Origin of the sequence: Nocardia mexicana NBRC 108244, from assembly GCF_001613165.1 — a bacterium.
GTDB classification, from domain to species: Bacteria; Actinomycetota; Actinomycetes; order Mycobacteriales; family Mycobacteriaceae; genus Nocardia; species Nocardia mexicana.
This window is the reverse complement of the sequence record NZ_BDBV01000027.1, coordinates 1-20,038: the sequence shown is the minus strand read 5'-3', so window position 1 is coordinate 20,038 and position 20,038 is coordinate 1. Positions and strand designations below refer to the sequence as shown.

Sequence of the window (20,038 nt, the reverse complement as noted above, 5' to 3'; positions counted from 1 at the left end):
GATTCACAGCAAAACCGAAAGTCCACATGTCCACTACCGACCACAATCCGTCCGGAGCAACCCAACATATGCCCACCACCGTGACCTCGCCGCAGGTAGCCGTCAACGACATCGGCTCCGCCGAGGACTTCCTCGCCGCCATCGACAAGACGATCAAGTACTTCAACGACGGCGATATCGTCGAAGGCACCATCGTCAAGGTCGACCGCGACGAGGTTCTGCTCGACATCGGTTACAAGACCGAAGGCGTCATTCCTTCCCGCGAACTGTCCATCAAACACGATGTCGACCCTGCCGAGGTCGTTTCCGTGGGCGATGAGGTCGAAGCCCTGGTCCTCACCAAGGAGGACAAAGAGGGTCGGCTGATCCTGTCGAAGAAGCGGGCGCAGTACGAGCGGGCCTGGGGCACCATCGAAGAGCTCAAGGAGAAGGACGAGGCCGTCAAGGGCACCGTCATCGAGGTCGTGAAGGGTGGTCTGATCCTCGACATCGGCCTGCGCGGCTTCCTTCCCGCCTCGCTCGTCGAGATGCGCCGCGTCCGCGATCTGCAGCCGTACGTCGGCAAGGAGATCGAGGCCAAGATCATCGAGCTGGACAAGAACCGCAACAACGTGGTCCTGTCCCGCCGCGCCTGGCTCGAGCAGACCCAGTCCGAGGTGCGTTCGGAGTTCCTGCATCAGCTGCAGAAGGGCCAGGTCCGCAAGGGCGTCGTGTCCTCCATCGTCAACTTCGGCGCGTTCGTCGATCTCGGCGGTGTCGACGGCCTGGTGCACGTCTCCGAGCTGTCCTGGAAGCACATCGACCACCCGTCCGAGGTTGTCGAGGTCGGCATGGAGGTCACCGTCGAGGTGCTCGACGTCGACCTGGACCGCGAGCGGGTTTCGCTGTCGCTCAAGGCGACTCAGGAAGACCCGTGGCGTCAGTTCGCCCGCACCCATGCCATCGGCCAGATCGTGCCCGGCAAGGTCACCAAGCTGGTTCCGTTCGGTGCGTTCGTGCGCGTCGAGGAGGGCATCGAGGGCCTGGTGCACATCTCCGAGCTGGCCGAGCGCCACGTCGAGGTGCCGGACCAGGTCGTCTCCGTCGGCGACGACGCGATGGTCAAGGTCATCGACATCGACCTGGAGCGTCGCCGGATCTCGCTGTCGCTGAAGCAGGCGAACGAGGACTACCACGCCGAGTTCGACCCGTCGAAGTACGGCATGGCCGACAGCTACGACGAGCAGGGCAACTACATCTTCCCCGAGGGCTTCGACCCCGACACCAACGAGTGGCTCGAGGGCTTCGAGAAGCAGCGCGAGGAGTGGGAGGGCCGCTACGCCGAGGCGGAGCGTCGCCACAAGATGCACACCGCGCAGATGGAGAAGATGGCGGCCGACGCCGCGGCCGAGGCCGCGAACGGCGGCGGCTCGTCGAACTACTCCTCCGAGAGCGGCGGCGGCCGGTCCGAGTCGGCTTCGCAGCCGGAGTCGACCGGCGGTTCGCTGGCCAGCGACGCGCAGCTCGCCGCGCTGCGTGAGAAGCTGTCCGGCAACGCCTGAGCTGGTGCTGTGTTAGACAGAAGATAGAGGCAGGGCCCCGGTCGCTATGGCCGGGGCCCTCTTCTATCGTGAGCCGCTGCGCGTCTTGGGGTTTCGGGTTCACCTGTGCGCCACCGGTTCGTTGCTCGGGATCGGCTATCCTTCGGCAAGGTTATTGAAACTATCGTTTTTCAGACTTTGTAACAGTCCGGGCTCGGCGGGAAGGTCGACACAGCATGGGTCTCTTCGACGGCATCAATCGGCGCGAGTTCCTGGCGAAGGCGATGGCCGCCGGAGGTGTGGGGGCGCTGGCTTCGTGGGCGAGCCCGATCATCGAGCGGGCGCATGCCGCCGACCCGGCCGGGATGGGCGGGCTGGGGGATATCGAGCATTTCGTGCTGCTGATGCAGGAGAACAGGTCCTTCGACCACTACTTCGGGACCATGTCGGGGGTGCGCGGATTCGGTGATCCGTCGCCCGCCTGGCAGCAGTACGGTTACGCGCCCGGCGTCGGGCCGACCGCCGACGGTTACCAGCTGCCGTTCCGCCTCGACACCACCCGGGGCGCGACGCTCGACGGCGAATGCGTCAACGACCCCGACCACGGCTGGGCGGGCATGCACGAGGCGTGGAACGACGGCCGCAACGACGGCTGGATGCCCATGTCGATCGCGAGCGTGGGCGCCGGAAATGCCGCTGCCGCAATGGGTTACTACACCCGCGAGGACATCCCGGTGCACCACGAGCTGGCGGATGCGTTCACCCTCTGCGACGCCTACCACTGCTCGGTGCTGGGCCCCACCGATCCGAACCGGCTGTACTGGGTCTCGGCCACCATCGATCCGGACGGCGCGGCCGGTGGCCCGCTGATCGAGACGCCGCCGCTGATCCCGCAGAACGCCTACAGCTGGCGCACCTACCCGGAGAACCTGTCCGAGGCCGGGGTGAGCTGGAAGATCTACAACAATCGCGATGTCGGCCCCATCTCCTCGGTGATCCTCGACGGCATGATGGGGTGTTTCAAGCAGGCCGCAGACCCGAATTCCGAACTGGCGCAACGCGGTAAGGCGCCGGTCTATCCGAACGACTTCGCCGCCGATGTGGCCGCGAACAGCCTGCCCTCGGTGTCGTGGGTGATTCCGCCGCTGGTCAACTGCGAGCATCCCGCGCTGCCCCCGGCGCTGGGTGCGGTCGGCATCATGCAGGTGCTCGACATCCTGACCTCGAATCCGGCGGTGTGGGAGAAGACCGCGCTGATCGTCATGTACGACGAGAACGGCGGCTTCTTCGACCACGTCACCCCGCCCACCCCGCCGCCGGGCACGCCGGGGGAGTTCCTCACCGTCGACCTGAACCGGCTGCCCGCCGCCAAGGGCATCACCGGCCCCATCGGGCTGGGTTATCGGGTGCCGTGCTGGGTCGTCTCGCCGTATTCGCGGGGCGGCCTGGTCTGTTCGGACACCTTCGACCACACCTCGCAATTGCGTTTGCTGGAGCGCCGTTTCGGCGTCGAGGTGCCGAATCTGACGGCCTGGCGGCGCGGTGTCACCGGCGATATGACAACGGCGTTCGATTTCGCCGCGGGACCCGATGCGGTGCCGCCGCGCATCACCGATCCGAGGTCTCGTGTCGATGCCGCACTCGCGCAATGCGGGCCCAATATTGCGCTGGGCACGGCGGGGCAGGGCGCGCCGTATCCGGTGCCGCCGAACAACATGCCGATGCAGGACCCGGGGGCGCGGCGCCGCCCGAGCGGCCTCGTCTAGGCCCGTAATTCCGGCATGCTTTCGGCCGGAATCCATCGGCGAAGGTGTGGTGCGCAAAGGTGGATCCCGGCCGAAAGCGCGCCGGGAATCGGTGGTATGTCGGGTGTGCGGGCGCTAACTCGCGGTGGCGGGCACCCACTGCGCCGCGGCATCCGCCGTGCGCTTGCGGATGGCGGCCAGGCTGTGGCGGGCGGGACTGATCAGGGCGGTGAGCCACGGGCGGCGAAACTCGGCCAGTGCGCTTGCTACTTCGGGGATCTTGATGCAGTGCGTCGTGCCTGGCGTGCCCAGCCGGTGGCGACCCGTCTGGATGTTTCTGGTGCCCAATGGTGTTCCTTTGCTTGCTTGATGCGGCCTGGATCGCCTGCGGCGAAACATTAGCGGAACAAAAGTGTGGGGCAGCGTATTTTGCGCGACTTTTGTCCCGGCGTGTCGGAAAGTTGCCGACCCCAGGTCTGGATCGGCCGGAAAAAGTTGCGAATTGATATCGCCGCCATCACGGAATGAGTAAATTGCCGACACCGGTGTGAGAAATGCGGGCGCCGTGGGTAATCAGCGGAGCTGAGCCTTCTCGACCGCTCGTCCCGGTCGAGCCCGACCGACTGGAGCCCCGTCCGGACCGGGATGCGAAACTGGTCGAATGTTGCGTATCGGTCTCACCGGAGGCATGGGAGCGGGTAAGTCGACGGCGGCGCGGCTGTTGGTCGAGCGGGGCGCCGTGCTGATCGACAGCGACGTGATCGCCCGCGAGGTGGTGGCGCCCGGCACCGAGGGGCTGGCGGCACTGGTCGAGGCGTTCGGATCCGGCATCCTCGCCGCCGACGGCAGCCTGGACCGGCCCGCGCTGGCGGCCCGCGCGTTCGCCGACGACGAGGCGCGCACCACCCTCAACGGCATCGTGCACCCGCTGGTGGGCCGCCGCACCTCGGAGCTGTTCGCCGCCGCACCCGCGGATGCGGTTGTCGTGCAGGACATTCCGCTGCTGGTGGAGAACGGGCTCGGCGCGATGATGAATCTCGTGGTCGTGGTCGTGGCCGACGTCGAGACCCGCGTCCATCGGCTCGAGCAATTCCGCGACATCTCCCGGGAGGACGCGCTGGCCCGGATCAAGGCGCAGGCCACCGACGACCAGCGCCGCGCCGCGGCCGACGTGCTGCTGGACAACGCCGGTGACACAGCCGGGCTCGAGCTGCAGGTGGATGCGCTGTGGGAGCATCGGCTGGTGCCGTTCGAGCGCAACCTGCGCGACCGCATCCGGGCGCCACGCGGCGAGGTGCAGCTGGTCGGTCCGGATCCGACCTGGGCGGAACAGGCGCAGCGGCTCATCGCCCGCCTCGCCGTCGTGTGCGGGGCCGAGGCGCGGCGCATCGATCACATCGGATCGACGGCGGTGCCGGGGCTGCCCGCCAAGGACGTCCTGGACATCCAGGTCACCGTCGCGGACCTCGCGGCCGCCGACGGTCTGCGAGAGTCGTTGGAGGCGGCGGGATTTCCGCGCATCGAGGAGTACACGACCGACGACCCCAAGCCCGGCACCGATCCGGCGGTGTGGGGCAAGCGAATTCATGTCAACGCCGACCCGGGCCGGGCGGCGAACGTGCACGTGCGGGTCGACGGATGGCCGAATCAGCAGTGGGCCTTGGCCTTCCGGGACTGGCTGCGGGCCGACCCGGCCGCCCGAGAGGAGTACCTGGCCGTCAAGCAGAAGGCCGAGACGGCGGCGGCGGGATTGACCGGCGAGTCCGCGGTCCAGGCGTACCTCGATGTGAAGACGCCCTGGTTCGACGAGGTCTATCCGCGCGTGCTCGCGAGCCGGGAGCGGCCCTAGCCCTTCGCGGCCCGCTCGGCGGTCACAGCCAGCTCAGCTTCAGCCCCAATGAGCCCAGCCAGTGCTCGAAATCGTGCCCGTGGCTGGCGATCCCGTCGATCGCGGTGGTAGCGGCGGCGATGGCGCGCTGGCTGTCGGGAAGGTCGAGATAGCCCGCGTTGTGGGCGGCGAGCAGCTCATCGATATCGAGCAGTTCGGCGTCGCGGCCGGTGCGCACCACGATGTCGAGGTAGTGGTCGACGGACTTCCACCGATCGGGCGTGACGGCGCCGAATTCGCCGATATCGAGGTAGAAGTCCTGGTCGCGGTGGTGGGCGGCGTTGTAGTGGAATACGGTGGCGCGGATCGACAGGCTCGGCAGCAGCCAGGACTCCAGGTAGTGGAATTCGCGATGGTCGGCGGTGCGCGCCATATACAAGCCCCAGGGCTCGACGTGATATCGCTCGACCGGCCGGACGAACCCCTTCGGGTCGGTATTGGTCAGTTCGGCCAGATCGAAGTACTCGACCTTGGGCCGATGCAGATCCACCGCATGCACCTGGGTCATGTATCGAAATCTACCCAGGATCGCGGCCGGGTTCTCGGTGTTGGTGATCTCGGGGCGCGTCCTACAGCCAGGTGAGCGTGATGCCGTGGGACCGCAGCCAGCGTTCGACGTTGCGGCCGTGCGCGGCGATCCCGTCGGCGACGGCGTTGGCGTGCTCGATGATGTGCTGCGCCTGCGCGGCGTCGATGCAGTCGGCGGCGTGGGCGGCGAGCAGTTCCGCGATGCCGTGCATTTCGGTGGGACGGCCGTTGCGAGCGACCAGGTCGATGTAGTGGTCGTAGGCCGCCCACCGCTTCGGCTCGATCCGGGCGTACTCGCCGAGCCTGATGTGATAGTGGGGATCGCGGTCGTGAGCGGCGTTGACGTGCTGCATGCCGACCCGGATCGCCAGCTTGGGCAGCAGCCAGGTCTCGGTGTAGCGGTTCGGCGGTGCGTCGGCAGCGCGCATCAGGTACAGGCCCCACGGTTCGGCGTGATAGCGCTCGACCGGGTGGACGAAACCGCGCGGGTCGGTGAGGGTGAGATCGGCGAGATCGAAGTATTCGACATGGGGCCGGTGCGCCGGGGTCGATCCGTCGGCGTCGGGATGCGGATCGGGTCTGCTGTTGCTCGTCTGAATGGCTGCGACTCCGTTGTGCTCGGTGAATCCCTCACGTGTGCTGCGCGGGCCGCGTACGGTCCGCTCCGCGGTATCGGTGACCGCGGGCCGTGTGACACGTAGTGCAGGCAAAACGGCCATGACACCCGTCCTCTCGACGTCTTGGACCGGATCAGATTACACCCGGGCAATCGCTCGAAGACGAACCAGCGCTGGTGAATAATGTCATGTCATATATTTGCTGAGAATTGTGAATGCCGTTGTAGCGCCGGACAATTCGGACAAACCGTCAGGGCTGCTCCGACGTGGGGCGGGGCAGGTCCCGGCGGTGGCGGGCGGGGCTGGCTATCGCCGCGGGCGGCTGCTCGGCGGGTGCGCCGCCGACGGTGGGGGCGGGCCGCTCACCGCACCGGTACCGGTGGCCACGGTCGTTGTCGCGGGTGGTCTGCCCCACTCCGTTCGGCCTCGAATTGCGCTGTGGTACATCGTCTTCCCGTCGTGTTCGCGGGAAATCGGGATCTCGGCACGGCTTTCGGCGGTTCCGCCCGCGACGCTGCGCCGTCCCTCGGGTGGGTTCGGTTGCCCGGCAGGGCGTCCGGAGCCGGAGTCCGCCGCGCACCGCGGGCCGGGTCCGGGCGAGTGTGTGTCGGACGAGTGAGTGCGCCGGAAGTGTGCCGCACCCGGTGCCGTGGCACCGGGGCGGAGCGTATGACAAGTGCCATGGACGCCGCGGCTGTGATCCATTCCATATGGCAGATATGCGTTGCCCGGGCGTGTCGGGCTGGACGGCGCGCTCGGCTGTTTGTTGTCGGTGGCTCGTCCTAGGCTGGTTGGCATGGCTTTCGCAACCGAAGTCCCCGCGGAGGGGAACACACCGCTGGCGCATTCGGAGTTCCGGCCCATCGGTGCGATCGAGCGGGCCGACGGCCGGTTCGAGGTGGTCAGCGAGCATCGCCCCGCGGGCGACCAGCCGACCGCGATCGCCGAACTGGAGCGCCGCCTCACGGCCGGGGAGCGGGACGTGGTGCTGCTCGGCGCCACCGGTACCGGCAAGTCGGCGACGGCGGCGTGGCTCATCGAGAAGATGCAGCGCCCCACCCTGATGATGGCGCCGAACAAGACGCTCGCCGCGCAGCTGGCCAACGAGCTGCGGGAGATGCTGCCGAACAACGCCGTGGAGTACTTCGTCTCGTACTACGACTACTACCAGCCCGAGGCGTACATCGCGCAGACCGATACCTACATCGAGAAGGACAGCTCGATCAACGACGACGTCGAGCGCCTGCGGCACTCGGCCACGCAGAACCTGCTGTCCCGGCGCGACGTGGTGGTGGTGGCGTCGGTGTCGTGCATCTACGGCCTGGGCACGCCGCAGTCGTATCTGGACCGTTCGGTGCAGTTGGAGGTCGGCGGCGAGGTCGACCGCGATCGGCTGCTGCGATTGCTGGTGGACATCCAGTACACGCGCAACGACATGGCGTTCACGCGCGGCTCCTTCCGGGTGCGCGGCGACACCGTCGAGATCATTCCCTCGTACGAGGAGCTCGCGGTACGCATCGAATTCTTCGGCGACGAGATCGAGGCGCTGTACTACCTGCATCCGCTCACCGGAGATGTGGTGCGCCAGGTCGACAACCTGCGCATCTTCCCGGCCACCCATTACATCGCGGGTGCCGAGCGGATGGAGCGGGCCGTCGCCGATATCGAGACCGAACTCGAGCAGCGGCTGGCCGAGCTGGAGCGCCAGGGCAAGCTGCTGGAGGCGCAGCGGCTGCGCATGCGCACCCAGTACGACCTGGAGATGATCCGCCAGGTCGGGTTCTGCTCCGGCATCGAGAACTATTCGCGGCATATCGATGGGCGCCCGGCGGGATCGGCCCCGGCCACGCTGCTCGACTACTTCCCCGAGGATTTCCTGCTCATCATCGATGAGTCCCATGTGACCGTGCCGCAGATCGCCGGCATGTTCGAGGGCGATATGTCGCGCAAGCGCAACCTGGTCGAGTACGGCTTCCGGCTGCCGTCGGCGGTCGACAACCGGCCGCTCACCTGGGAGGAGTTCGCCGACCGCATCGGGCAGACGATCTACATGTCGGCCACGCCCGGCCCGTACGAGCTGGGGCAGACCGGCGGCGAGTTCGTCGAGCAGGTCATTCGCCCGACCGGCCTGGTCGATCCGCAGGTGGTGGTGAAGCCGACGAAGGGCCAGATCGACGATCTGGTGCACGAGATCCGCGAGCGGACCGAACGCGACGAACGCGTCCTCGTCACCACCCTCACCAAGAAGATGGCCGAAGACCTCACCGACTACCTGCTCGGGCTCGGGGTCCGGGTGCGGTATCTGCATTCGGAGATCGATACCCTGCGCCGGGTCGAACTGCTGCGGCAGCTGCGGCTGGGCGAGTACGACGTCCTCGTCGGCATCAACCTGCTGCGCGAAGGCCTGGACCTGCCCGAGGTGTCGCTGGTCGCGATCCTCGACGCCGACAAGGAGGGCTTCCTGCGCAGCGCCACCAGCCTCATCCAGACCATCGGCCGCGCCGCGCGCAACGTGTCCGGCGAGGTCCACATGTACGCCGACAAGATCACCGATTCGATGCAGCAGGCCATCGAGGAGACCGAGCGCCGCCGCGCCAAGCAGATCGCCTACAACGAGGAGCAGGGGATCGAGCCCCGCGCGCTGCGCAAGAAGATCGCCGACATCCTCGATCAGGTCTACAAGGAGGCCGACGAGACCGAGGTGGAGGTCGGTGGCTCCGGCCGCAACGCCAGCCGCGGCCGGCGCGCCCAGGGCGAACCCGGGCGCGCCGTCAGCGCCGGTGTGTACGAGGGCCGCGATATCAAGAGCATGCCGCGCGCCGAACTCGCCGACCTGGTCAAGGAGCTCACCGACCAGATGATGAACGCCGCCCGCGAACTACAGTTCGAGCTGGCGGGCCGCCTGCGCGACGAGATCCAGGATTTGAAGAAGGAGCTGCGCGGGATGGATGCGGCCGGGTTGAAATGAGCGGTGTGACCCACGCCGGCCGGCATCGCTCAGGCCTGGGTGGCCATCCACTCGTTCACCCTGCGCTCCGCTTCCTCCCGCGGCACGTCCTCGACGCGCGTCATGCACACCCAGCGATGGCCGAACGGGTCGTTGACCGCACCGTAGCGGTCGCCGGTGACGAAGGTCTGCGGGTCGTCGACGCTGTGGGCGCCGTGCTCGCGGGCCAGCGCGATGACCGCATCCACATCGGGGCAGTAGTGCACGATGCTGGTGTGCACCCAGTCGCCGTTCGGCGCCTGCACCCCGTGCTCCGGCACCGGCATACCGACCTGGACGGTCGAGTCGCCGATCTTCAGTTCGGCGTGCGCGGGCTGCCCGTCGGGAAGGTCGTTGCGGCTGAGCACCTCCGCGCCGAAGACGGCGGCGTAGAACTCGATGGCCTTGTTGCCGTCGGGGACGGCCAGGAAGCAGTTGATGGAGTGGTAGCCCTCGGGGATGGGGTTCACGGTGTCGGTGTTCGTCATGCCATCCACTCTCGTCGGCGGCGCCGTAGGGGTCTTGGAAGAACGCGACAGCCGTGCTGCCTTCGTGGGGACGCCGATCGGCACGGCACCGGTGGCACGGATGGCCACCGGTCGGCGCGGGATGGTGACCGATGCGGATGACTTCGCAGTCCCGGGCGAAAGACGTTGCGCCGGAACTTATTCCGGTGCCGCCGCCCGAGGTCGCCAAGGGTATCCTGCATCCGCGCGAGCAGGCGCGGCACCGCACCTTGCAACGATTGCCCGCCGGACCGGAGCTGTCCCGGTTCGTCGAGTGGTACTGGTCGGTGCGCTGGGACCTGCGCGGCCGCCCGCCGTATGTGGCCGAGGTGCTGCCGTTTCCGTGCGTCAACGTCACCTTCGAACGCAGCCATACCCGCTGCGGCGCATGGGTCAACGGCGTGTGCACCAGCAAGTTCACCCGCGAATTGGCCGGGGAGGGGGAGACATTCGCGCTGAAGTTCCGGGTCGGCGGCTTCGGCGCCTTCACCGGGCTCGAGGTCGGTTCGTTCCGTGATACGGCGGTGGAACTCACCGAGGTGCTGCCCGCCGCGGTGGGGCTGAGCGAGAAGGTGCTGGCCGAAGCGACCCTCGAGGGGCGCCGCGATATCGTCGAGGACTTCTTCACCGAGGCGGCCCGCCACGCGCCCGCCGACGAGTCCTACCGATCGCTGCTGCGCATCGTCGCCGCGATGGAGTCCGACCGCGACTTGACCCGCGTCGACCAGGTGACCGAGCGATTCGATGTGCCGATCCGCACCCTGCAGCGGCTGTTCCGCCGATATGTGGGCGCGGGCCCGAAGTGGGTGCTGCGCCGCTACCGCCTGCAGGACGGCGCCCAGCTGCTGGCCGACGGCCGCACCGACGACCTGGCGGCCCTCGCGATCGACCTCGGCTATTTCGACCAGGCGCACTTCTCCCGTGAATTCGCCAAGGAGGTCGGAATGCCCCCGCTGGAGTACGCGCGCACCGCAGTTGGTTCATGACATCATCCGACGGCCCGGGGAGTAGCGTGGATCAGGAGGTTCTGCTTTACACCGCGCCGTCGGAAAGTCGAATCGATGTCGGAACCACAGCAATCGCGATCCGAAACACAGCGCAATTCTCCGGAGCCCCCGGATCGTCGCCCGCTGCGCCGCGCGCTGCTCCGTCCGCTGGGCACGACAACGGTTTTGGTGACCGCCTACTTCGTGCTGCCCCTCCGCCATATCTCGGGATTCTCGGCGATACTGTTGGTGGCGATCGGCGGGGTCGTGGTGGCGGTGGTGTGCGCGTGGCAGATTCGCAAGGTGTTGCGGGCGGAATATCCGTTCGCGCAGGCGGTCGAGGCATTGGCGGCCACGTTCGGCTGCTATCTCGTCGGATATGCCGTTGCGTACTTCCTGCTGGCCGAGCAGCCGGACACATTCAACGCACCCCTGACTCGGCTGGACGCGCTGTATTTCTGCGTCACCGTATTCACCACGGTCGGATTCGGCGATATCGTAGCGACCGCACAGTCGTCGCGGGCGATCGTGCTGACGCAGATGATCGGGAATCTGATACTGCTAGGACTCGCAGTTCGGCTGCTCACTGCCTCGGTGCACATTCGGCGCGGGCAGCTGCGTGATCGCGCCGCGACCGGAGATCGCTGAACCCGATCACGATCGGCGCGGCTCACCTCCCGAATGTTGCCGCCCGCCGACCGGGGCGCGGGGAAGACGCCCGGTGCCGAACAGTGCCAGCACGGCGAACACCGCCGCGACCATGAGCGCCGCCCGCAGCGCGGACAGCCGGGCATCGGCGTTGGCCTCGACGATCGCCTGCGCGGTCGGCGCCGGGACACCGGCGGCACCCAGCGACTGCTGCAGCTGTGTGGTGGAAACGAACGGCGCACCGGCGGTGAGGCGCGTGGTCGCCTGCTGCTGAACCGATTCCGGTACGGCGGGGTTGCCGGTGATCCCGTCCAGCACGGAGGTCGTCAGGGCTGCGATCAGCACCGACCCCATCAGGGCGGTTCCCACCGAGGTGCCGAGGCTGGTCCCGGTGTTCTGCAGCCCGCCCACCTCGGCGCTGCGGCTGTCCGGTACGGCCGAGACGGTGACGGCGCCGAGCTGCGCGGACAGGGCGCCGAGACCCAGCCCGAGCAGGATCATCGGGACGGTGACCACGCGGGCGTCCACGGTGGGATCGAGACCCGCGATCAGGACGACGATCCCGCAGACCATGGCCGCCAGGCCGAGGCGGACGACGCGGCGCGGACCGGCGCGCGGCGCGAACCTGGGAATGCCGATCGCCGTGAGCACCAACGCTATCGACAGCGGCAGGATGCGCAGGCCCGTCTCGACGGCGCTGAGCTCGAGCACGACGGACAGGAACAGCGGCACGGTGAAGAACACCCCGCCCTGCACCAGGAACTGGGCGAAGAACAACCCGAGCCCGCCGGTGAGCCGACGGTTCCGCAGCAGCGCGGGGTCGACCAGCGGCTCGCGGCCGCGTGCGGCGAGCCGCGACTCCCAGCGCAGAAATCCGTACAGCACAACGAGTCCCGAGACGATCAACCAGATCACCGGCGACAGCCCGAATATCCGGGGTGCCTGCGGTGCGGCCTGCACCCAGCCCCACTCGCCCGCCCGCAGCACGCCGTAGACCAGTGCTCCCAGGCCCAGCACGGACAGCAGCGTCCCCACGGGATCCATCCGGGCATCCGTCGGTGACACGTCCGCGAGCCGCCGCAGCGCTAGCAGGATGACGACCACCAGCACGACCTCCCCGGCGAAGACGTACCGCCAGGACGCGTAGGTGGTGACGGTGCCGCCGATCAGCGGTCCGGCGGCGATCCCGATGGCGCCCGCCGCGGCGACCATGCCGTAGGCAGCCGACCGCCGAGGCCCCGGGAAGTTGGCCGCCACCAGCGCCACGATCGCGGGAAGTATCAGCGCCGCACCCAGTCCCTCCAGCAGCGACCAGCCCAGCAGCAGCACGGCCGGATTCGGGGTGAGGGCGGTCGTCAGCGATCCCGCCCCGTAGACGACCAGCCCGACCCCGAACGCTCGGCGCCGCCCGAGCCGGGTGCCGATTCGTCCGCCGGTGATCATAGATGTCGCCATGACCAGTGTGTACAGGGTGATCGCGACCTGGATCCCGGTGATGGGCGTGTTCAGGTCGGCGGCGACATCCGCCATCGACACGTTCATCACGGAACTGTCGAGGGTCATGAGGAATTGGCCGGAGGCGAGGACGGCCAGCACCGGGCGCGCGGCCGGCGGTCGCTGCGTCGCGGATGTTTCCACGCCGTGCTCAGCCGAGTGTGCGTCGTTGGATCCGGGCAAATTCCTCCTCGGTGATCACGCCGTCGTCGAGCAGATTTCTCGCCTCGGCCATGGGGTCCGTGGCATCGCCGCGCGCCACGCGCCGGATGTAATCGGCCTCGTCCTCACGACGCTTCAGTGCTGCCGCCGCGGACCTCCCCGCCATCGAGCTGCCGCGCGTGACCACATAGATCGATGCCGTGACGAACGGAAATACGATCAGGCAGAACACCCACAGCGCCTTCAGCCAGCCCGACAGCTCGTGGTCCCGGAACAGATCGGCGATGATCGAGAACAACAGCATCAGGTAGACGACCAGCAAAAGGCCGAGAACGATGAACCAGACGATGTCCCAGAATGACATTTTCGGCAATCCTTCCGTGCGGTGAATACGACCCTCCCCGCCCAGGTCCCCTGTGTCCTCATGCGCTGCGGATGACTTCTCCGGCGCGGCCGCCGAGACGCCGAAATCCCGTCGGCTTCATTTGTTTTCATCCGGTACGGACGAGGCGGATCACGACCCGAGCGCGGACGATTCGAGTAGGGCATCGCGCCACATGACGGCGCGTGCCACACATCCGGCGCGTGCCACACATCCGGCGCGTGCCACACATCCGGCGCGTGCCACACATCCGGCGTGTGCCACACATCCCGGCGCGCGCGAACAGTCGGCGCGCGCTACCAAGCGTTCCTCACAGCGTGCCCGCGCAATATTTCTGAGTGTCCGCGCAGTATTTCAATATTTCAGTATTTCAACAGCACAGAAGGGGTTCGACCATGACATACGCGTCGGATATCGAGCCGGAGGCACATCGCACGGAGGTGCCCGGCGGCGTGCTCGCTGCGGCGATTCTGCTGATAACCGTTGGCGCACTGGACATTCTGCAGGGCATCTCCGCCGTCGGCGCCGATCAGCTGTACTTCGTCGGGGTGGAGTACGTCTATCAGTTCGACACCACCGCATGGGGCTGGATCCACATCGCCGTCGGAATTGTGCTGGCGCTCACCGGCATCGGCCTGATGAGCGGCACCGCGTGGGCCCGGATCGCCGCGTTGCTGGTGGCCTCGTTGTCGATCATCGCGAACTTCATGTCGCTGCCGTACTACCCGGCCTGGTCCATCGTGATTCTCGTGCTCGACGTCGTGGTCATCTGGGCCGTCGCGACCTGGCACGTGCAGACGCGCTGAAATGCGCTGCCGCTCAGAGCAGTCCGCTGCGGCGCGCCAGATCGAGGGCGCCGGCGCGGGAGCTGGTGCCGAGCTTGGTGTAGATCCCGTGCAGGTGGGTCTTCACCGTGTTGATCGAGACGCCGAGCAGGTCGGCGATCTGCTGGGCGGTCCGCCCCGACGGCAGCAGGTTCAGGACCGTGAGCTCGGTCGCGGTCAGCCCCGGCGGCCGGTGGCGGCGATGGAGCGCGGGGTGGCGGCGCACGGTGGCGGCGAAATCGTTGTCGTGCCCGAGGGTTCCGATGTGCGCATCGAGCAGCTCTCCGGCGCCCGGCACGTCGAGAAACGGCCGCACCAGATGATCGGGCGCGGCGTATCGGACGGCTCGGGCGAGGGCGTCGTGTGCCCGGCGCGGATTGCCCTGCGCGGCCTGTGCCACGGCCTCGACGAGCCACGCCGAGACGGTGGGGAGCGGTCGTGCCGCATCGGCGGTCGCGAGGAGGGGTTCGATCAGCGTCCGCGCCGTGCCCGGCCGGTCCGCGAGTGCCGTCACCGCGCGCGCGAGCGTCGGGCCGGAGCCGAGTACCGCCCCCGCCTGTTCGATCAGCAGCCGCGCCGAATGGGTGGCATCGACGTCGAGCAGCACCCGGACGATGTGCGGGAGCAGCCGATCGGCCACCGCCGGGAGCGCCAGCGGAGTGCGCAGCAGGACGACGGTGGCGCGCCGCAGGGTCTCGGCCGCGGTGAACCGGTCGTCGGCGAGATCGAACTCCAGCAGATGCACGATGACCTCGAAGGACTGCCCTGGCTGCCGCGCCGCCGCGGCGGTGACGATCCTGCGATCGACCGGCTGGCCGCGCAGGTAGCGGGCATACATCGAAATGAGCTGTGCGCGACCGGCTTCCGGTGTGTCGTCGAGCCCGTGCCGGGTGGCGATCACGACGGCGAGGTCGGCGAATTCCCGCATCCGGGCGGCCGTCCCGCGTGTCACCGCGGTGGTGGCGAGCCGCACGGCGGCCCGCAGCCGCAGGGGTGCGTTGCCCGCGCAGTCGGCCATCGCCAGCCCGCGCCGAAACTGCCGCTCCGCCGCGTCGACGTTGCCGCGGGAGAGCAGGACCGTCCCGAATTCGACGGCCGCGTAGCCGTCGATATCCGGCTGTCCCGTGGCGCAGACCGGTTCGGGGAGACGGAATTCGGCGAGCCCGACACCGGTCGCCAGCGCGATTCCTGCCGCCGCGGCCCAGGCCAACAGCTGTGTCCAGCCGCTCGGCGCGATCGTCTCGCCGCTGGTCCGGCGGCGGTACAGCAGGTCGAGGTGGACGATCGCCTCGGCGACATCGCGGCGCTCGAGGGCGTCCACCGCTCGCAGCGCCCGCAGCAGGGGGTCGTCCGCCCGGCCGGGCTCGCCGTCGAGCTGCCGGAACAGGTCGGCGCCGTGCCCGGCCAGCACCATCCGAATCGCGTTGTCGCGCAGGAAGGCCGGTAGTTCGGGGGAGGCGGGGACGCGCAGCAGATGATGCAGCGCCGATCGCGGCATACCGGCGGACAGGTAGCAGTCCGCGGTGCCCAGGTGCAGCGCGTCGAGGTCGTCGCTGCGCCGGGCCTCGGCGAGCAGGTGGGCGCGCAGTAGGGGGTGGAAGGTGAACCACAGGTCGCCGTCGCGGGCGAGGCGGGTCATCGGGAAGCCGAGGCGGATCAGTTCGTGCAGGATCGGCACGGCGTCCTCCCCGGCGAGCGCCCCGGCGAGCGGCGCGGTGAAGGCATCCGGAACGCTGGTTGTCCGCACGAACCGCCGAATCCGTTGCGGTAGTGGCGCAAGCACCTCGTCGGTCAGGAACTGCGCGATCGGTGCGGGCGGTTCCGCCAGTTCGGTGAGGGCGGTGGCGCGATCGTCGTGTGCGGCCACGAGGCCCGCCGCAATGCGTACCAGCGCGGGCCAGCCGCGGGTGAGTCCCATCAGCATGGCGAGCTCCGCGCCCTCCGGAGCGCAGTGCTGCTCGCGGCACAGCTGCGCGGCACGAACGTCGCTGAACGCCAGATCCGTTGCGTGCAGCCGGAATACACGCCGGTGCAGGTCCACCGCGTGCCAGCGCAGCGGCGGAGCGTGGCGTCCCGAGATCACCGCGGTGAGGTTCGCCGGAGCGTCGGTGAGGATGCGCTGCAGGTACGCGATGGCCGCGGGCTCGGTCAGCGCGTGCGCGTCGTCGATCACCAGCACCACCGGATGCCCGGCCGTGCCGAGCTCGGAGATCAGCTGCGCCGCAGCGGTATCCGGACCATCGTGGGTTGTGCCCCCGAGTCCGAGGGCCGCGGCCACAGCGCCGGACAGCCCGGGCATCGTGGGGCAGCGGGACGCCGTCACCCAGCCCACCCGCGTCGTGGGCCGCGCCCGCGGCAGATGTACGCCCGCCCACTGCGCGATCAGCACAGTCTTCCCGGCGCCGGCCGCACCTGTGATCAGCAGGATGTGGCCGCCCGGCCCGGCCAGGCCGTCGATCCGGACATACAGCTCGGGCCGCGGGATCGGCGTGAATGCGAATCGCGGGACCGCCGAATGCGACGAAACGGATGAATCTTTCATCTATCCTCCTGAATTCTGCACCGCGATACGAGCCGACGTCCGAGCGCAGTCAGTGTTCAGCAGGGCACTTCCACATTTCTTCCCGAATGACCCCGGGGCGATTCCATCGGACTTTCGGACCGGCCCCGGTGCGCGAATTCGCGGTCGATGTGGAGAGGGAATTACCGGGCAACGGGCACCGGGACGAACGGCCCGTAGTCGCGCACGTGCCCGTCCCTCCAATCCCATATCGTGCCGTCCACGGCGACGCCGCGCTGCAGGCAGAGCCGCCAGCCCGAGTCGGTCTTCTGCCAGATATCGCCGTCCCGGTCGCGGTACCAGCCCGGATTCGCCGGTTCCGGTGCGGCGGCGAGTTCCTCGGCACCGCGCTGGGCGGCACCCGGCACGGGGTAGATCAGCAGATCACCCGCCAGCTCCATCACCCGCTCGGCGACACCGAGCAGCCCGGCGATCACGGTACGGTGTGCCGGGTCCGAGGCCGGTCGGCGAATTCGGTCGTGCGAAATTTCCATAATTCTCGACTCCTGCGGTTGTAGCGACATATTCCGGCGATTATCCGACGGGTTACTTCCGTCGTTCTTCAAGCTCGGTTCCACGATACTTCGGGTTGACTTCCACGCCATTTCGTTGTCGTTTCGTAATTCCATTCGGTGGCGACATGTCGCGACCCGATGAATACAGTGACGGCATTCGGGAACGATCTTTCGAAATCGTCCGATCATGGGCCCGGGGCACCTCGGCCCGCGACTCGGAACAGGAGGTGATCGTGTGAACTGGCGAAAACGGGCGGCTTGCCGCGATGCGGCGCCCGGCATCTTTCATCCGCCACCGCCGCCGAAGGGAGATCCGCGGCAGGCGCTCGCCCACTGCCGTCGCTGCACGGTCGTCGCCGACTGTGCCAGGCATTCGCTGAGGGTCGGTCCGCCGCGCGGGATAGTCGCCGGAGTATGGCCGGTGGGTGACCGCGACGGCATCGTGCATTTGCGTGCGATCGCGATCGGCCGCGGGCGTTCACGGCGGTGTGTGCACTGCTGGCGGATCGTCCCGGCCGATTCGGCCGACCGGATCTGCGAGCTCTGCGGCTTCGCGGACATTCCCCGGTGAATCGTGGATGTTGTTGTCGCTCAATCAGTTTGCTGATGTGTCACGAAGACCGTGATTTGTCTTCGGGTGCACGCAACGGTAATTTACCGGAAAGTTATACAGACAATTCTTACTTTGCTAGCCCGGCGGTCGGAGGGGCGTCGCGTGATGATGTCGGATCCACAGGTTCAGGTGTTCGGTCCATTGCAGGTCCTGCTCGGCGGCCGGTCGGCCCGTATCGGCGCGGGCCGGCAGCGGGCGATTCTGGGCCGCCTGGTTCTGGCGGGAGGCAAGACGCTCGGCGTGGACCGGTTGGTCGACGACGTCTGGGAAGGGTCGCCGCCGCCGCACGCCCCGTCGGTATTGCAGGTGCAGATCCACAATTTGCGCAGAATCCTGGAGCCGGGCCGAAGGCCCCGCACACCCGCGCAGATTCTGGTCTCCGAGGGTAGCGGGTACGCACTGCGGCTGGACTCCGGAAATGTCGATGCGTGGCAGTTCGAGGCGCTGTTGCGGCAATACGAGGACCGCGTGCACGAACCGGGTGATCCGCCCGGCCCGCTGGAACGCTATCGAATGCTCGACGCGGTCCTTTCCTGCTGGCACGGCGCGGCTTTCGAATCGTTCGCCGGGGCCTCGTGGGCGACCGCGGAGTCGGCGCGATTGACCGACCTGCGTGCGACCGCGGTCGAAATGCGGGCGCAGGCGGCCCTGGAACTCGATCGGGTCGGCGAGGTCGTGGCCGTGCTCCGGCAGCAGATCGAGGAATATCCGGGCCGCGAGGAGACCGCCCGCCTGCTGGCGCTGGCGCAATATCGGCTGGGGCAGCAGGTGGAAGCCCTGGCCACCGTGCGTCGCGTGCGCGACTATCTGCGGTCGGAATACGGCATCGATCCGGGACCCAGGCTGAGCGAACTGGAATTCGCACTTCTCAATCACACCGTCGTGCCCGATCGCGCACCCGGGGAACCCCGGAGGGCGGCAGCGGTATCCGCGGCACCGGCCCGATCCGCAGGCGTCTCGGAGGGAGCCGACCAGAGCGGCGCGTTGCCCGAGGCATCCACCTGCTACTCGGTCCAACGCGGCGCCATCGCCTCCGCCTCGATCGAGGCGCGGACCGCCGGGACCCGCCTGGTCTGGGTCGTCGGCGACGTCGGCGCCGGCAAGACGACCCTGGTGCGCACGGCGATCGCCGACCTGGCCGGAGCGGGCTGGGCCACCGCCTACGGCAAGGCCCCCGAGGTCGAGAGCGCACCCGCGGCCTGGGTCTGGCGGGAGATCCTGGCCGAATTCGGCGGCGAGTCGGTGCTTTCGGAGGACCTCGCCGAAGCGGTCGACCCGTTCACCATCGTCCGCGCGGTGGCCAAGCGGTGCCGGGAACTCGCGGCGGCGGGCGGCGTGGCGATCGTCCTCGACGATATGCACCGCTCGGACACGGCGAGCCTGCAGGTGCTGCGGCAGCTGGTGAGCTGGCTGGACCGCGAGCCGGTGCTGATCATCGTGACGGCGCGCGGCCCCGAGCTGCCGCCGGTGCTGCGGGCCACCGAGGCGGCACTGGCGGACCGGGTGAGCGAGCGCGTCGAGCTGACCGGACTGGACCTGCCCGGGACCCGGGAGATCGCACACGGCGCCGGGCTCGTCGCGCTGGACGACGACGCGCTGCAGTCGCTGCATCGCCGTACCGGCGGCAACCCGCTGTTCGTCCGGGAACTATCGAAACTGATGGTGACACAGGGAGAGTCGGGGTCGTTACCGGAGAGCATCCGGGCGGTGCTGAGCGAGCGCACCGAGCGATTACCCGAGGGTGTCCTCGCGGTGCTGCAGCACATCGCGGTGTGGGGCCGGGCGATCGATCTCGACACCCTGATCGGGCTGTCGGGCGTGGGCGAGGGCGACATCGTCGACGGGATCGACGCCGCGGCGGCCGCCGGGCTGGTCGGCTTCGACGCGGCGGGCCGAATCACGTTGGACCACGCACTGATCCGGGACACCGTCTACAACAGCATCCCGCCGCTGCGCCAGCGCCGGATGCACTGGAACGCACTGGAATTCCTGGAGCGGCGGTCGCCGGAGGGCCCGGGCGACACCGCCGACCTGGTGTGCCGCGCGCGGCACGCGGCCCGCGGC

The 20,038-nt window shown here is 68.3% G+C and carries 18 protein-coding genes; 9 read left to right on the top strand and 9 right to left on the bottom strand.

The features are described 5' to 3' along the window. Positions 1-68: 68 nt before the first annotated feature. Positions 69-1,541, top strand: coding sequence for a 30S ribosomal protein S1 (rpsA, locus tag NM1_RS11195; RefSeq protein WP_068017797.1), 1,473 nt, complete (start codon positions 69-71; stop codon positions 1,539-1,541). A 215-nt stretch (positions 1,542-1,756) separates the two neighbouring features. After that, positions 1,757-3,286 carry a phospholipase C gene (locus tag NM1_RS11190; protein WP_068017794.1) on the top strand — a complete coding sequence of 510 codons (1,530 nt, stop codon included), beginning with the start codon at positions 1,757-1,759 and terminating at the stop codon, positions 3,284-3,286. 114 nt (positions 3,287-3,400) lie between these two features. Here the strand turns inward: NM1_RS11190 and NM1_RS11185 are convergent, their stop codons facing one another. After that, positions 3,401-3,613, bottom strand: a complete 213-nt coding sequence (locus NM1_RS11185) for a hypothetical protein (RefSeq protein WP_068017791.1) — start codon at positions 3,611-3,613, stop codon at positions 3,401-3,403. 313 nt (positions 3,614-3,926) lie between these two features. Here NM1_RS11185 and coaE point away from each other — a divergent pair, with 313 nt between their 5' ends. After that, positions 3,927-5,114 (top strand): dephospho-CoA kinase, encoded by a 1,188-nt coding sequence (coaE, locus tag NM1_RS11180; protein ID WP_068017788.1) that lies wholly within the window; start codon positions 3,927-3,929, stop codon positions 5,112-5,114. Between the two features lie 22 nt (positions 5,115-5,136). Here the strand turns inward: coaE and NM1_RS11175 are convergent, their stop codons facing one another. The 3 genes from NM1_RS11175 to NM1_RS42175 form a co-directional block, all read right to left on the bottom strand. Beyond that, positions 5,137-5,661 (bottom strand): ribonuclease FAU-1 family protein, encoded by a 525-nt coding sequence (locus NM1_RS11175; RefSeq protein WP_068017785.1) that lies wholly within the window; start codon positions 5,659-5,661, stop codon positions 5,137-5,139. A gap of 61 nt (positions 5,662-5,722) precedes the next feature. Beyond that, on the bottom strand, positions 5,723-6,400 hold the full coding sequence (locus NM1_RS11170; protein ID WP_246011352.1) for a DUF402 domain-containing protein: 678 nt from the start codon (positions 6,398-6,400) through the stop codon (positions 5,723-5,725). A gap of 148 nt (positions 6,401-6,548) precedes the next feature. Next, a complete protein-coding gene (locus NM1_RS42175) occupies positions 6,549-6,713 on the bottom strand; it encodes a hypothetical protein (RefSeq protein WP_157123891.1) in 165 nt (54 codons plus the stop codon). 381 nt (positions 6,714-7,094) lie between these two features. Between NM1_RS42175 and uvrB the strand changes: the two genes are divergently transcribed. Then, complete coding sequence (gene uvrB, locus NM1_RS11165; RefSeq protein WP_068017782.1) at positions 7,095-9,266, top strand: excinuclease ABC subunit UvrB; 2,172 nt, start codon at positions 7,095-7,097, stop codon at positions 9,264-9,266. Positions 9,267-9,295: 29 nt separating this feature from the next. Here uvrB and NM1_RS11160 read toward each other — a convergent pair whose 3' ends face one another. Continuing rightward, a complete protein-coding gene (locus tag NM1_RS11160; protein WP_068017779.1) occupies positions 9,296-9,772 on the bottom strand; it encodes a VOC family protein in 477 nt (158 codons plus the stop codon). 137 nt (positions 9,773-9,909) lie between these two features. Here NM1_RS11160 and NM1_RS11155 point away from each other — a divergent pair, with 137 nt between their 5' ends. Further along, a complete protein-coding gene (locus tag NM1_RS11155; RefSeq protein ID WP_084519442.1) occupies positions 9,910-10,776 on the top strand; it encodes an AraC family transcriptional regulator in 867 nt (288 codons plus the stop codon). Between the two features lie 75 nt (positions 10,777-10,851). Beyond that, on the top strand, positions 10,852-11,424 hold the full coding sequence (locus NM1_RS11150) for a potassium channel family protein (RefSeq protein WP_068017777.1): 573 nt from the start codon (positions 10,852-10,854) through the stop codon (positions 11,422-11,424). 6 nt (positions 11,425-11,430) lie between these two features. Here the strand turns inward: NM1_RS11150 and NM1_RS11145 are convergent, their stop codons facing one another. Both NM1_RS11145 and NM1_RS11140 read right to left on the bottom strand, forming a co-directional pair. Beyond that, complete coding sequence (locus tag NM1_RS11145; RefSeq protein ID WP_068017774.1) at positions 11,431-13,062, bottom strand: MFS transporter; 1,632 nt, start codon at positions 13,060-13,062, stop codon at positions 11,431-11,433. Between the two features lie 7 nt (positions 13,063-13,069). Continuing rightward, positions 13,070-13,444, bottom strand: coding sequence for an SHOCT domain-containing protein (locus NM1_RS11140; protein WP_068017771.1), 375 nt, complete (start codon positions 13,442-13,444; stop codon positions 13,070-13,072). A gap of 413 nt (positions 13,445-13,857) precedes the next feature. On the opposite strand from NM1_RS11140, the gene NM1_RS11135 reads away from it, so the two are divergent. After that, on the top strand, positions 13,858-14,268 hold the full coding sequence (locus NM1_RS11135; protein ID WP_174556864.1) for a DUF7144 family membrane protein: 411 nt from the start codon (positions 13,858-13,860) through the stop codon (positions 14,266-14,268). A gap of 13 nt (positions 14,269-14,281) precedes the next feature. Here NM1_RS11135 and NM1_RS11130 read toward each other — a convergent pair whose 3' ends face one another. Both NM1_RS11130 and NM1_RS11125 read right to left on the bottom strand, forming a co-directional pair. Then, positions 14,282-16,828, bottom strand: a complete 2,547-nt coding sequence (locus tag NM1_RS11130; protein WP_068017769.1) for a winged helix-turn-helix domain-containing protein — start codon at positions 16,826-16,828, stop codon at positions 14,282-14,284. Positions 16,829-16,989: 161 nt separating this feature from the next. Beyond that, a complete protein-coding gene (locus tag NM1_RS11125) occupies positions 16,990-17,340 on the bottom strand; it encodes a hypothetical protein (protein ID WP_068017766.1) in 351 nt (116 codons plus the stop codon). A gap of 256 nt (positions 17,341-17,596) precedes the next feature. Between NM1_RS11125 and NM1_RS40990 the strand changes: the two genes are divergently transcribed. After that, a complete protein-coding gene (locus NM1_RS40990) occupies positions 17,597-17,932 on the top strand; it encodes a WhiB family transcriptional regulator (protein WP_169814244.1) in 336 nt (111 codons plus the stop codon). 147 nt (positions 17,933-18,079) lie between these two features. Next, a partial coding sequence (locus tag NM1_RS11120; protein ID WP_157123889.1) for an ATP-binding protein occupies positions 18,080-20,038 on the top strand: 1,959 nt, incomplete at its 3' end.

Coding starts and splice junctions, on each gene's coding strand:
- uvrB (WP_068017782.1), top strand. CDS start 7,095: ATGGCTTTCGCAACCGAAGTCCCCGCGGAGGGGAACACACCGCTGGCG.
- NM1_RS11160 (WP_068017779.1), bottom strand. CDS start 9,772: ATGACGAACACCGACACCGTGAACCCCATCCCCGAGGGCTACCACTCC.
- NM1_RS11150 (WP_068017777.1), top strand. CDS start 10,852: ATGTCGGAACCACAGCAATCGCGATCCGAAACACAGCGCAATTCTCCG.
- NM1_RS11130 (WP_068017769.1), bottom strand. CDS start 16,828: ATGAAAGATTCATCCGTTTCGTCGCATTCGGCGGTCCCGCGATTCGCA.
- NM1_RS11140 (WP_068017771.1), bottom strand. CDS start 13,444: ATGTCATTCTGGGACATCGTCTGGTTCATCGTTCTCGGCCTTTTGCTG.
- rpsA (WP_068017797.1), top strand. CDS start 69: ATGCCCACCACCGTGACCTCGCCGCAGGTAGCCGTCAACGACATCGGC.
- NM1_RS11135 (WP_174556864.1), top strand. CDS start 13,858: ATGACATACGCGTCGGATATCGAGCCGGAGGCACATCGCACGGAGGTG.
- coaE (WP_068017788.1), top strand. CDS start 3,927: ATGTTGCGTATCGGTCTCACCGGAGGCATGGGAGCGGGTAAGTCGACG.
- NM1_RS11155 (WP_084519442.1), top strand. CDS start 9,910: ATGACTTCGCAGTCCCGGGCGAAAGACGTTGCGCCGGAACTTATTCCG.
- NM1_RS11190 (WP_068017794.1), top strand. CDS start 1,757: ATGGGTCTCTTCGACGGCATCAATCGGCGCGAGTTCCTGGCGAAGGCG.
- NM1_RS11175 (WP_068017785.1), bottom strand. CDS start 5,661: ATGACCCAGGTGCATGCGGTGGATCTGCATCGGCCCAAGGTCGAGTAC.
- NM1_RS11170 (WP_246011352.1), bottom strand. CDS start 6,400: ATGGCCGTTTTGCCTGCACTACGTGTCACACGGCCCGCGGTCACCGAT.
- NM1_RS11125 (WP_068017766.1), bottom strand. CDS start 17,340: ATGGAAATTTCGCACGACCGAATTCGCCGACCGGCCTCGGACCCGGCA.